The sequence below is a fragment of the Kribbella sp. NPDC051952 genome, from assembly GCF_040680855.1.
Taxonomy (GTDB): Bacteria; Actinomycetota; Actinomycetes; order Propionibacteriales; family Kribbellaceae; genus Kribbella.
Genome location: NZ_JBFAXQ010000007.1, coordinates 18728 through 30595, shown reverse-complemented (window position 1 = coordinate 30595; position 11868 = coordinate 18728). Strand labels below are relative to the sequence as shown.

Genomic DNA, 11868 nt, shown 5'->3' with positions numbered 1-11868 from the left:
CGAGGCAGGGAGGCCAGATGAGGGTTGAGGATGAGGTGCGGGCTGTTGCCGCGGCCTGGGATGGGGTGTTGGTGGGAAACGATGCCGAGCAGGTTGGCAGGTACATGACTGAGGACTGGGTGTACGTCGGACCGTCCGGTGCGGCGACCAAGTCCGACATTGTCGGGTCGATCGCGTCCGGTCAGCTCGCACATCACACCATGAAGGCCGTCAGCCCAGCTCGGGTCGCCCGCGTCGGCGACACCGTCGTACTGACGGCACGCAAGACCAGCACAGGCACCTGGGACGGTACGCCGTACGCCGCGGACGAATGGATCACGCAGGTCTACGTCCGCGTCGACGGCGACTGGCGCTGCGCGTTCAGCCAGAAGACTGACGCGGCAGGGTGACGCTCAGGCCAGCTCAGCCTTGAAGCCCTCCCGCCACGACGGATATTGCAGCTCCCACCCGAGCTCCCGCTTGGCCCGCGCGTTCGAGAAACCACGCCCCTCAGTCATCACCGTCACCGCGACGACACCAGCCAACGGCCTCGCCAGCCAGACAGGCACCCGCATCGGCCGCTTCGCCCCAGCCGCCGCAGCGAGGTAGGGCAGCCACTCGGACGCCGGCGCCGGCTCGTCGTCGCCGATCGCGAACACGCCTTGAGCCTGCTGCTCCACCGCCAGGACAGTCGCACTCGCCGCATCAACCAGATGCACCCACGAGCACCGCCCAGCACCGCTCCCAACCACCGGGAACTGCCGCTTGCGCACAGGCTCGACCAGGTCGTCCATCGCGCCCGGCCCGTAGAACCATCCGTACCGCAGCACCGCCCCACCGGCCTTGACGACCGCATCCTCGACGTGACGGATCGCAGCCATCCCAGGCTCAGCCGGCGTACCTGTCATCGGGTCAATCGGATCCGCCTCCGCCTTCACCCAACCACCCGTCCGCAGACCGTTCCAAGCGCCATAGCTCTGCGCAACAAAGTTCGTCACGCCGGCCGCGGCCGCAGCGGCGAGCAGATGGTCGGTCCCCTCGGTCCGCAGCCGATTGGTCCCGGCGAACCACCGATCCATGTGCTTCATATCGGCCTTGCCCGCGTGCCCGACCGCGATCGCGGTCATCTGATGCACGATCGCCTCCGGCTCCGCCTTGGCCACCGCCGCCTCGACCGAACCCGCGTCGAGACCGTCCATGACGACCGCCTCGGCGCCCAGCTTCTCCAGCAGGCCCAGCTTGGCCGAACTTGTCGTGGTCGCCGTCACCTGATGTCCACGCGCCACCAACTGCGGCACCAACTGCCGACCGAGAGCCCCGCTCCCACCAGCCACAAACACTCGCATATCCATCACCTTCCGCTATCAGCGTCACCCTCCAGACACGCCGCGCCACGATCGTGTGACATCGGTCGGTATGGCGCAGATCACGGCGCCCCGGTTGTCACAAGAATCCCGCGGCCGGCATCTCGTGTTCGTTCACCGTGACAACACGAAGGAAGATCATGAGTTCAGCGCTTGAAACCCTCCGCCACGACTTCGGCGGCGACATCATCGAGCCGGGCGATGCGGCGTACGAAGCAGCCAGCCGCACGGTGCTGGTCGGCGGCACTCCGGCCCAGGTACTGCGTCCCACGAATCTCCACGACGTGCAAGCAGCGGTCAGATTCGCTGCCGCCGCAGGGATTCCGCTGGCCGTACGCGGCGGCGGCCACAGCTTCGCCGGCCTCGGTACGAACGACGACGGCGTGGTGATCGACCTCAGTCTGCTCGCCGACATTCAGATTGTTGACAAAGAACAGCACCTCGTCCGGATCGGCGGCGGTGCCACCTGGGGTCAGGTCGCGACCGCGCTCGCCCCGCACGGCCTCGCGATCTCGTCCGGCGACACCAAGAGCGTCGGTGTCGGCGGGCTGACGCTGAGCGGCGGCATCGGGTGGAAGGTCCGCAAGTACGGTCTGGCACTGGACCAACTGGTCGCCGCCGAGGTGGTGCTTGCTGACGGCAACGTCGTACGCGCGTCTGCCGACGAGAACCCGGAGCTGTTCTGGGCGATTCGCGGTGGCGGCGGCAACGTGGGGATCGTGACCGCGTTCGAGTTCGCGGCCCACCAGACGCGCGACGTGTACTTCGGCAAGATCGCGTTCCCGGCGACGGAGGCGTCCGCCGTACTGCAGGGCTGGGCGGACTACGTACGCACGGCGCCCGAAGAGCTCACCACGATCGCCAACTTCGCGAACCCGTTCGCCGGTGGACCTAACGCGCCGATCGAGATCCACCTCACGTTCGACGGCGACGACGCCGAACTGGCCGCCGCGGCGATCGACCCGATCCGTGCGCTCGGGACCGTGATCGCCGACGATGTCGCTCTGCAGCCTTATGCGGTGACGCTCGTGGACGGCATGATCCCACCGCCCGGCATTCAGCTCGTCACGCGAAGTGCCTTTGTCGACAAGGAATCCGTGGCCGAGGTGATTCGCATCCTCGCCGAGGTCGGCACTTCGGAGGGCACACCGATCATGGCCGTACGCAGCGTCGGTGGTGCCGTTGCACGGGTCGCCGACGACGCGACGGCGTACGCGCATCGTCAAGCGGAGTTGATGTTCGCGACCACCATCATCGGTCCGCCGCCGGCGATCGAGGCGGCTCGCCCCGGTCTGGATGCGGTCTGGGCGAGGCTCGCGCCGCACGTCAACGGTGCGTACTCCAACTTCCTCGCCACCGCGACGGATGAGGACGTCGCGGCGGTCTACCCGATGCCGACGTACGAGCGGCTTGCTGCGATCAAGCGCCAGTACGACCCGAGCAACCTCTTCGTCGGCAACCACAACGTGAGGCCGGCATGAGCAAGGTCTGGTTCATCACCGGTTCGTCGCGCGGCCTCGGTCGGAGTTTCGTCGAGGCCGCGCTGGCCGCGGGTGACAGGGTCGCCGCGACGGCGCGAAACCCCTCGGACGTTGAGGACCTGGTGGGGCAGTACGGCGACGCCGTACTGCCACTTGCGTTGGACGTGAGCGACAAGGCGGCGGTCTTCGGTTCTGTGCAGCAGGCAGCCGCGTACTTCGGTCGCCTCGACGTCATCGTGAACAACGCGGGATACGGGCTGTCCGGGGCTGTCGAGGAGTTGGAGGAGCAGCAGCTGCGAGACCAGCTGGAGACCAACTTCTTCGGACCCTTGTGGGTGGTCCAGGCGGCAATACCGATCCTGCGCGAGCAGGGCGGCGGGCGGATCATCCAGATCTCGTCGGTCGCCGGGCTCACCGGACTCCCACTCGGCGGTGCGTACTGCGCCTCCAAGTGGGCCCTCGAAGGCCTGAGCGAATCCCTGGCCCAGGAGGTCGCCCCCTTCGGCATCAAGGTCACCGTGGTCGCCCCCGGCGGCTACGCCACCCCCGGCGCATCCGGCGCCGCCCACGCACCCGGCGATCCCTTGTACGACGACCTCCGCGAAGCCTTCGCCGCCTACGCCAAGACCCTCGACTACGGCAACCCGGCCGCCGCAGCCCAAGCCCTCCTCAAACTAGCCACCACCGAAGACCCACCCCTACGCCTCTTCTTCGGCGCCCAAGGCTTGCCCATAATCCAACAGGCCTACGAGGACCGCCTGAAGACTTGGTCCACCTGGCAACCCCTAGCCGAAGAGGCCCACGGCTAAGCGGGTTCGTGGTGGAGGGCGACGGCCGTGACGATGGTGGTTACTGCGGCTAGTTCGGGGAGGGTGGGGAATTGGTGTAGGACCAGGGCGCCGATCAAGGTTGCGGTGGCGGGGAGTAGGGCGAGCATGAGGGCGAAGGTGGAGCGTTTGAGGCGGGCCATCGCTAGTTGGTCGGCGACGTACGGGATGACTGAGGAGCAGATCCCGACGCCTACGGCCGCGGCCAGCAGCGTCGGGTTGGTGAAGGCTGGCTTTGCTTGTAGAACTCCGACTGGTAGGGCGATCACGGTGGCGATGCCCATCGCGAGGGCGAGGCCGTCGATGCGGCGGAGCTCGTCGACTCGCGAGACGCGGTGGCCCAGTACGACGTACGCCGCGAACAGGAGCGCGTTGAGCGCCGTACAGATCAGCCCGATCCGGTCATGGGACAGGCGGACGTCGGTGAGGATGTAGACGCCGACGACCGCGAGGACGAGTGCGAGCAGGTTGCGGAGGCTGCGTACGGCGATCGCGGCCAGCACGATGATCGGCGCGAACTCGGTCGCAGCGACCGTGCCGAGCGGGACCCGGTCGATCGCCAGGTAGAAGCTGCAGTTCATCACCGCGAGTACGACGCCCCACCCGACCAGCAGCCGGCGGGTCGACGAGTCGAGCGAGCGCCATGCCCGGAACGGTCGCCGCCAGAGCCAGAAGATCGTGCCCGCGGCGGCGATACGCAGCCACGCCACTCCGAGCGGATCGATCCGGGCGAACAGCAGCACCGCGAAGGCCGGTCCCAGATAGTGAAAGATCGCGCTGACGACGAAATAGGCCTGCGGCGGAACGACATTCCTTCGCACCCACACCACGGTAGGGATCAGCATGCCGTGCGACCATGGCGTTCCGTCAAGCCGCGACCGCGACCTTCCTTTGGAGTGGCGATCAATCCGCCCGTGCGTTTACCGAGCCGAAGGTGACCCTGTTGGGTGGAGATACTTCGGCGCATGCGTCGTTCATTGATTTGGGTTGCTCTTGCTGGTTGTGTGTTGCTGGTGACGTCTCCGCTGACTGCGCAAGCGCGCGTACAGGCTCGCGTGGTCAAGACGCTGACGTTCAACATCCACCACGCGGCCGGGGTCGACGGGAAGCTTGATCTCGAGCGGGTCGCCAAGACGATCGAGACGTCGGGCGCCACAGTGGTTGGTCTACAAGAGGTCGACCGCTTCTTCGATGCCCGCAGCAACTGGGTAGACCAACCGGCATGGCTGGCGGCGCGGTTGAAGATGAACTACGTGTTCGCCGCCAACCTCGATTGGGATCCGCTGGAGCCGGGGCAGCCGCGCCGGCAGTACGGGACGCTCGTGTTGTCGAAGTACCCGATCGTCGACTCGCGGAACACGCTGCTGCCGAAGTACCCGGACCGTGAGCAGCGCGGGCTGCTCGAGGCCCTGATCGACGTCGACGGTACGCCGTTGCGCTTTGCGGACACGCACTTGACCACCGGCAACGACGGCGAGCGGCTCGAACAGGTCAACGCCATCGTCGCGCTGCTGAAGGACGCGCCGGAGCCGACCATGGTCGTCGGCGACATGAACGCGATCCCGACGTCGACCGAGATCAAGACCCTCACGACCCACTGGACCGACACCTGGCCCCAGAAGGGCCTCGGCCTAGGCCTGACCAGCCCGGTCCCGCTCCCCCTCCGCCGCATCGACTACATCCTCCACACCCCACAACTAACCCCCACCGCCGCCTCAGTCCCCCCAAGCCTCGCCTCCGACCACCTCCCAGTAGCCGCCACCCTCAACCTCGGCTAAAGCACCTCGAACACCCGGACGCCACAGAAGTCCGTACGAACGTGCCCGGTGAGTGCTCGAATCACGCCGCTGTGACAGACGGCGATGAACGGTTCGGTGTGTCCGGCCGCCTGCCTTTGCAGTGCGGCGAGCGCGCGACGTCGTACGGAGGAATTGGGCTCCCAGAGACGCGTCTCTCCGGGAGGCCATTCACCTCCACACTCCTCGAAGTCGTTGCTGAGGGCTTGCACATCAGCAAGCCCTCGCCACGACAACGATGAATCCGGCAACCATTCCCGAAGATCAAACTCAACCGCCGTCAACGGCAGCTGTGTCTCGGCAGCGATCAAGCTAGCCGTCTGCAACGCCCGAGTCATCGGCGACGCCACAATCCGCACCGCTCCGGCGTTCCGAAGCTCCCGCCCAACACCCTTAGCCTGCTCAATCCCAGCCTCAGTCAACGAGGCCAGGTCCCGCACGGCACCCCGCCACCCCTCAGCGTCAATCTGACGACCATCAGGTTCACCATGACGAACGAGGTAGATACGCGGCATGAGCGCATTGATACCCCACAACCGGGAGTCGTGAACCGCTCCTAGCCAGACAGTCGATCGGCTAGCTGCATCACCCGGCTCCTACCTGTCCACAGCACCTGGCGCCGACACCACCATCCATGACTGCGATCTGCGCACACCGCCGAAGGCGGTCGATGGGCTGTCGCCGGGAGCGGGTTAGTTGGTTAGGTGGGGTTCGTAGGCTTTGGGGGACCAGGTGGCGGCGGTTTTGGTTACCAGGTTGGCGCCCAGGCGGGCGTAGAAGCGGTAGCCGGCTTCGTTTTCCAGGCGTAGGCCCCACGTGATGATCAGGCGATCCGGGAGCGCGAGACGGGCCAACCCGAGCATCAGCTCTCGGCCGACGCCGGCGTCGCGGAAGGGTTCGCGGACATACAGGTCGTCGAGGGCCAGTTGGTCGCCGCCGACCCAGAGGTACGGGCGGCGGAGCGACGACACATAGCCCGCGACCTCCCCGTCCACGGACGCGATCAGGACGATCACATCGTCTCGGCTCAGGAAGTCTTGCCAGTGCGCGACCGTCGCCGTCACATAGGCACGCTGCCCCTGGTACGCCGCCAACTCACCCAGCATCGTCAACACAGTCTCAGCATCGGCCGCACCAGCGCGCCGGATCTCAGTGGGCATGAACCGCTCCTGTCGAAGACTTGAAAGCAGGTACGACGACAACTGCCAGCGCGGCCGCGACAGCCGCAGTGATCGCCGCAAACGTGAATCCACGCGTGAACCCAGTGCTCACGGTCCCGGACAGACTCGCCGCCGCAACACTGGACACCACCGCGACCCCCAACGATGCACCGAACTCATGGAACGTACTGAGCAGCCCAGAAGCAAGCCCGGCCTCCCGATAATCGATCTGCGCAAACGTCGTGGTCGACGCAGCAACGAACGCAGCCCCGATCCCGATGGTCCCAACCGTCGTACCCGTGACGATCGCGATAGCCCCGTCCCAGATCGCCGGCACAGCCATCCCGACAGCCGCGATCAAGAACCCGACCAGAGCGACAAGACGAGCACCGACGTGACCCACCAGCCGACCCGCAACCTGCGCCCCGATGATCGCCGCGATCGCGACCGGGAGGAACAACAGTCCGGTGCGGAGAGCGCCGTACTGCTGGAAGTGTTGCAGGTAGAACGAACCGAGGAAGAAGATCGCGATCATCAGCGCGGTCGCGACCAGGATCAGAAAGGTGCCTGCGGCAACCGGTCGCCGGGTCAGGATCCGCAGGTCCATCAGCGGCGAGCGGACGGTCCGTTGCACCCAGGCAAACACGCCATACAGTACGACGGCACCCGCCAGCGTCCCGAGCGTTGCCAAGGACAACCATCCGCGATCTCCGGCGTTGATCAACGCGTAGATCGCCGTACCCGTGCCGGCCGTGACCAGCAACGCACCCGGCACGTCGATCCGCCCGTCCCGCGTGGCCGGTAGGTCGACCGGCAACATCCGCCACAGGACCGCGAACACGACCAGCCCGATCGGCACGTTCACGTAGAACACCCATTGCCAGCCAGGTCCCGCGGTCAGCAGACCACCGAGCAGTACGCCGATGGCCGAGCCGCCACCGCCCATCGCGGACCAGATGCCGAGCGCCTTGTTCCGCTCTTCACCGTCGAAGGTCTTCGTCACCACCGACAACGCCGCCGGTGACAGCAGCGCGGCACCGATGCCTTGGGCAACACGGCCGCCGAGGAGTAGTTCGGGACCGTTGGCCAGGCCGGTCGCGAGCGAGGCGAGCGTGAACACGATCAGGCCGGTCAGTACGACGCGGCGCGAACCGAAGAGGTCCGCGGCGCGACCGCCGAGCAGCATCAGGCCGCCGAACATCAGGGTGTACGCACTCACCACCCAGGTCAGGGTCTCGCGCCGGAGCCCGAGATCGGTCTCGATGTGCGGCAGCGCGATCGCCACCACGGTCACATCCAGGATCAGCATGAACTGCGCGACGGCGAGCAGCCCGAGCAGTCGCCACCGCCGCGGGTCAGGTTCTTCCATGGCTTCCTCACAGAGTCTAAGTCGAACACCGTTGTTCGGGTTATTTCAGGTACAGTAACTCGAACAACGGTGTTCGACAAGAGGAATTCGTACAGCGGTGTTCGAGATAGGGAGGGTGGATGCCAGCCACCACCAAGCCGACGACCACGCCCACGAGCACGCCGAAGTCCAAGACGGCCCCCAAAGCAGCCGCCAAACGCGCGGACGCGCAGCGCAACATCGTGGCGATCCTGGAGGCGGCGACCGAGTGCCTGACCCTCGATCCGGCCGCGAGTACGAGCGAGATCGCGAAGGCGGCCGGGGTCGGGCGAGTCACGCTGTACGGGCATTTTCCGTCTCGGGCTGAGCTGATCGACGCGGTGTTCGTGCACGCGATCGAGGGCGGTGAAGGCGCGCTCGGGCAGGTCGATCTGACCGGTGATCCTCGGGATGCGCTGGCTCGGCTGATCGAGTCCAGCTGGCATTTGGTCGACCGGTACAGCTCACTCCTGATCGCCGCGCAGGACTCGCTGCCGCCCGGCCGGGTGCGCGAGCTACACGCCGACCCGATGGCACGGGTAGAGCGGTTGCTCGAGCGCGGCCGCAAGGAGGGCGTGTTCCGGACGGATCTGCCCACGTCGTGGCTGGTCAGCGCGATGCACAACGTGATGCACGGCGCCGCCGGCGAGATCCACGGCGGCCGCCTCACCCCCGACAACGCCGCCGGCTACATCACCCTGACCCTGATCGCCGCCTTCACCCCACCCGGCAAGCCCGTCCCCAGCTGAAAGCTGTACACCTGCCCGACGGGATCACGTGGACTCCGCCGGACGCACCGGGCCTGATTGCCTACGGCGCTGGGCTGACTACTCCAGCCAGATGGTTTCGAAGGTCGGGTTGGCGTGGATGTGAACAGCTTCGTAGCCGCCCGGGCCGGTGCGGAACTTGTGCGGCGTGTCCGCCGGGACGACCAGGATCTGGCCGGCCTTGCCGACGATCTCCTCGGTGTCCACGGTGAACGTCGCCGAACCACGCCGGATGATGAAAGTCTCGGCGTACGGATGCTTGTGCAGCCGCGGCCCGACGCCTTCCTGCGTGGTGGACTCGAGGATCAGCGAGACACCGGCGCCGCCGGGGAGCTCGGTGTAGTTCTCGGTCCAGTCCTCGCCGTCGTCCCGCCCGTCGGCGCGGCTGATCACCGCGGCGCCGCTCTTCGCGATCTCGCTCATGAAGGCCTCCCTCAATCTGCTCCAAACTAGCCTCGCAGAGGGTCCTTTCAAACATCTTTCGGTCGCTCGCCGATCCGCCCGGCCACCGGTGCGAGGACAGCGACGACGACAGCCAGTACGGCGACGCCGCCCAGCGCGGCCGGCAGCGACCAGACGGACGAGGCCGCGCCGACGGCGGCCGGGCCGAGCAGGAAGCCGAGATACGCGATCGTGGTCACGGTGGAGATCGCGCCCGCTCGCTGTGCCGGCCCGGCCCAGGCCCCGGCCATCCCGATGATCGTGGGCGCGCAGACCGACGTACCGAGGCCGGCGGCGGCGATGCCGATCAATGCAAGCCAAACGTTGCCGGCCGTGGCGGCGCCGAGCGAACCCAATGCGGCGAGGAGCGCTCCGGAGACCAGCAGGTGGACCGGCTTCAGTCGCGTGAGCAGCGCGTTGCCGGCGATCCGGCCGGTGGCTGCTGCCGCTGCGAAGACTGCGGGCGCGCTCGACGCCAGCCCGGGCGCAGCGTGCAGGGACGTGTCGAGATGTACGGCGCTCCAGCTCTGCCAGGCGTTCTCCACCAGGTAGGCGAGCGCGCAGAGTCCTCCGAAGACGAGCAGGACCGGCTCGAGCCGGCGCTTCGCCGTCGGCTCGCTGTTCGCGAACCCGCTGCGCTTGGAGCCGGGAGCGAGGACGAACGCGGCGAGGGCAACGATCAGTACGCCGACTCCGCCGAGGACCGGTAGCGCGCCCACACCGGCGGCGCGGAGTCCCGCCGTACTGAGGCTGGCGACGACGACCGCGATGGAAAAGAGGCCGTGGGCAAGGTTCATCAGCGGGCGGCCGGATTCGGCTTCTGTGTGGGATCCGGTTGCGTTGATGGCGACGTCGGTTGCGCCGGAGGTTGCCCCGAGCAAGAAAAGCGCGGCGCTCAGGGTGACGGCGGAGTTTGCAAGCGCGGGCAGTACGCCGGACAGCCCGAACAGGCCCACAACGATCGGCAGGACGATGCCGCCGTACCGGTCGATCAGGTAGCCGGTGAATCGCATCGAGACCAGCGCGCCGAGGCCGATCATCAGGAGGGCGATCCCGAGTTCGCCGTCGTCTACGCCCGACTCGGTGCGGACCGCGGGCAGGATCGCGCCCCACGCGCCCCAGAACAATCCGAACGCACCGAACCCCACAACTGTCCTGAGCACCCGCCGAACCCTATGTGGTGTCAGGTCCGCCGACTGTTGGCCCTCAAAGCTCCGACAACGACGACGGCGATCACGAGCAGCGCGACACCACACCATCCGAGCACCGGTCGGTCGTTCGCGAGACCGATGATCGCCATCGCGAGACCGCCGACGAAGAGTGCGGCGGCAGCCAGCACCGGAAGCACAACGGCCAGGACCATGACCCACGCGGGTGCCAATCCACGCCTCATCATGCGACCACTTTAAGTCGCGCTGCGGTCCAAGGGGTTGTGGTTGAGGGGTAGGCGCATGCCTAGCCGCCAGAGGATGGCAGCGCGGGAGTTGGGGCGCTCGCTGGCTTCGCGACGCATCGCGGTGGCGAAGCAGGTCGGGAAATCGGTCCGTGGATATCTGGTGACGACCTCGCGGATCGTCTGGCGCGGGAGATCGACGGCTCGAGTACCCGCGACGTCGAGATGCGCGCCCGCATGCAGCAGGCCGGCCTCGGGTTGGGCGCTCGATCGGATGTCCATGTGGAGCGCGATCGCTTCGGCGACGGTCTCGGCGTACGACGAATCTGCGCCGAGCGAGACGAGTGTCGTACGGGCGACGTCGGCACCGTGGACCGCGAAGCATCCGGCCGACGCGTCCGGGCGGAAGCGGTCGGTTAGTGCGATGTCGTGCATAAGAGCGGAGATGTAGAGGAGCTCCGAGTCAGCTAGGATGCCGTCGCGGGCGGCGAACAGTTCACCCCACAACCACGTGCGGAGGCAGTGGCCGAGCAAGGGATCGCTGTACGACGAGGTGGCCAGCTCGAGCACGTCACGGGCGAGGGCGGTGTCCGGCGGCTCGCGATCCGTCAACAGCCCCGACGCCCGTGGACCGTCCGTCAAGCGAGCCCGAATCATCCCGGGCAACCCAGTCAACTGAGCGACGACAGCCTGCCGAGCGAAGGTGAGCTTCGCTGGAAAGTCGAGCTCCCCCGGCCTCATCCGACCTGTTCGACTGTGGCGGCGTGGCGTTGGGCCAGGTGGTGGTAGACGGCGGCGTTGTGGTCGACGAAGAGTTTTGCGGTTCCTTCCAGCGGGACGATCTTCTTCGCCGGGCTACCCATGGCGACCGACTCCGGCGGAATCACCGCGCCCGGAGTGACGGTCGACCCAGCCGCGACCAGCGCCCGCTTCCCGACGACCGCGCCGTCGAGCACGATCGCGCCGTTCCCGACCAGCGCCTGCTCACCGATCGTGCAGTCGTGGACGAGGCACTGGTGCCCGACGGTTGCGTTCGGCCCGATCTCACAACCGTTGCTGCCGACATGGATCACGGTGTTGTCCTGGATGTTGGCACCGGCCCGGATCGTGATCGTGCCCAGGTCAGCTCGGATGACCGCCCCGTACCAGATCGACACCCCCGCCTCGACGACCACGTCCCCCACCAACGTCGCCGTAGGCGCAACCCAAGCCTCCGGATGCACCGAAGGACTCTTCCCCTCAAACGAAAACAACGGCATACGCCAAACCCTAT

15 protein-coding genes are annotated in these 11868 nt (G+C 67.0%); 5 read left to right on the top strand and 10 right to left on the bottom strand.

Features of this window, described 5'->3' with window-relative positions:
• Window positions 1–17: 17 nt before the first annotated feature.
• Complete coding sequence (locus tag AB0L70_RS15225; RefSeq protein WP_363684180.1) at window positions 18–389, top strand: nuclear transport factor 2 family protein; 372 nt, start codon at window positions 18–20, stop codon at window positions 387–389.
• 3 nt (window positions 390–392) lie between these two features.
• Here the strand turns inward: AB0L70_RS15225 and AB0L70_RS15220 are convergent, their stop codons facing one another.
• Window positions 393–1325 (bottom strand): NAD(P)-dependent oxidoreductase, encoded by a 933-nt coding sequence (locus AB0L70_RS15220; protein WP_363684178.1) that lies wholly within the window; start codon window positions 1323–1325, stop codon window positions 393–395.
• Window positions 1326–1483: 158 nt separating this feature from the next.
• On the opposite strand from AB0L70_RS15220, the gene AB0L70_RS15215 reads away from it, so the two are divergent.
• Together AB0L70_RS15215 and AB0L70_RS15210 are read left to right on the top strand one after the other, a co-directional pair.
• Window positions 1484–2824, top strand: a complete 1341-nt coding sequence (locus tag AB0L70_RS15215) for an FAD-binding oxidoreductase (protein WP_363684176.1) — start codon at window positions 1484–1486, stop codon at window positions 2822–2824.
• Entirely contained in the window at window positions 2821–3633 is an 813-nt protein-coding gene (locus AB0L70_RS15210; RefSeq protein ID WP_363684174.1) for an SDR family NAD(P)-dependent oxidoreductase, read from the top strand. The genes AB0L70_RS15215 and AB0L70_RS15210 overlap by 4 nt, the downstream gene beginning before the upstream one ends.
• Here AB0L70_RS15210 and AB0L70_RS15205 read toward each other — a convergent pair.
• Window positions 3630–4472: an EamA family transporter gene (locus AB0L70_RS15205; RefSeq protein WP_363684172.1), complete on the bottom strand. Its 843-nt coding sequence runs from the start codon at window positions 4470–4472 to the stop codon at window positions 3630–3632. The genes AB0L70_RS15210 and AB0L70_RS15205 overlap by 4 nt on opposite strands.
• Before the next feature lie 192 nt (window positions 4473–4664).
• On the opposite strand from AB0L70_RS15205, the gene AB0L70_RS15200 reads away from it, so the two are divergent.
• Window positions 4665–5429, top strand: a complete 765-nt coding sequence (locus tag AB0L70_RS15200) for an endonuclease/exonuclease/phosphatase family protein (RefSeq protein ID WP_363684170.1) — start codon at window positions 4665–4667, stop codon at window positions 5427–5429.
• On the opposite strand, the gene AB0L70_RS15195 is transcribed toward AB0L70_RS15200, so the two are convergent.
• The 3 genes from AB0L70_RS15195 to AB0L70_RS15185 form a co-directional block, all read right to left on the bottom strand.
• Window positions 5426–5962, bottom strand: a complete 537-nt coding sequence (locus tag AB0L70_RS15195; protein WP_363684168.1) for a histidine phosphatase family protein — start codon at window positions 5960–5962, stop codon at window positions 5426–5428. The genes AB0L70_RS15200 and AB0L70_RS15195 overlap by 4 nt on opposite strands.
• 177 nt (window positions 5963–6139) lie before the next feature.
• Window positions 6140–6607 (bottom strand): GNAT family N-acetyltransferase, encoded by a 468-nt coding sequence (locus AB0L70_RS15190; RefSeq protein ID WP_363684166.1) that lies wholly within the window; start codon window positions 6605–6607, stop codon window positions 6140–6142.
• Window positions 6597–7976 carry an MFS transporter gene (locus AB0L70_RS15185; RefSeq protein WP_363684164.1) on the bottom strand — a complete coding sequence of 460 codons (1380 nt, stop codon included), beginning with the start codon at window positions 7974–7976 and terminating at the stop codon, window positions 6597–6599. The genes AB0L70_RS15190 and AB0L70_RS15185 overlap by 11 nt, the downstream gene beginning before the upstream one ends.
• A gap of 119 nt (window positions 7977–8095) precedes the next feature.
• Between AB0L70_RS15185 and AB0L70_RS15180 the strand changes: the two genes are divergently transcribed.
• Complete coding sequence (locus AB0L70_RS15180; RefSeq protein ID WP_363684162.1) at window positions 8096–8743, top strand: TetR/AcrR family transcriptional regulator; 648 nt, start codon at window positions 8096–8098, stop codon at window positions 8741–8743.
• A gap of 78 nt (window positions 8744–8821) precedes the next feature.
• On the opposite strand, the gene AB0L70_RS15175 is transcribed toward AB0L70_RS15180, so the two are convergent.
• The 5 genes from AB0L70_RS15175 to AB0L70_RS15155 form a co-directional block, all read right to left on the bottom strand.
• Complete coding sequence (locus tag AB0L70_RS15175) at window positions 8822–9184, bottom strand: cupin domain-containing protein (protein WP_363684160.1); 363 nt, start codon at window positions 9182–9184, stop codon at window positions 8822–8824.
• Between the two features lie 47 nt (window positions 9185–9231).
• The gene (locus tag AB0L70_RS15170; RefSeq protein ID WP_363684158.1) at window positions 9232–10365 is read right to left on the bottom strand and encodes an MFS transporter; all 1134 of its coding nucleotides are present in this window, start codon (window positions 10363–10365) and stop codon (window positions 9232–9234) included.
• 20 nt (window positions 10366–10385) lie between these two features.
• Window positions 10386–10598 (bottom strand): hypothetical protein, encoded by a 213-nt coding sequence (locus AB0L70_RS15165; protein ID WP_363684156.1) that lies wholly within the window; start codon window positions 10596–10598, stop codon window positions 10386–10388.
• A 9-nt stretch (window positions 10599–10607) separates the two neighbouring features.
• Window positions 10608–11252, bottom strand: a complete 645-nt coding sequence (locus tag AB0L70_RS15160; RefSeq protein WP_363684154.1) for an HD domain-containing protein — start codon at window positions 11250–11252, stop codon at window positions 10608–10610.
• 80 nt (window positions 11253–11332) lie between these two features.
• A complete protein-coding gene (locus AB0L70_RS15155; RefSeq protein WP_363684152.1) occupies window positions 11333–11818 on the bottom strand; it encodes a gamma carbonic anhydrase family protein in 486 nt (161 codons plus the stop codon).
• Between the last annotated feature and the right edge of the window lie 50 nt (window positions 11819–11868).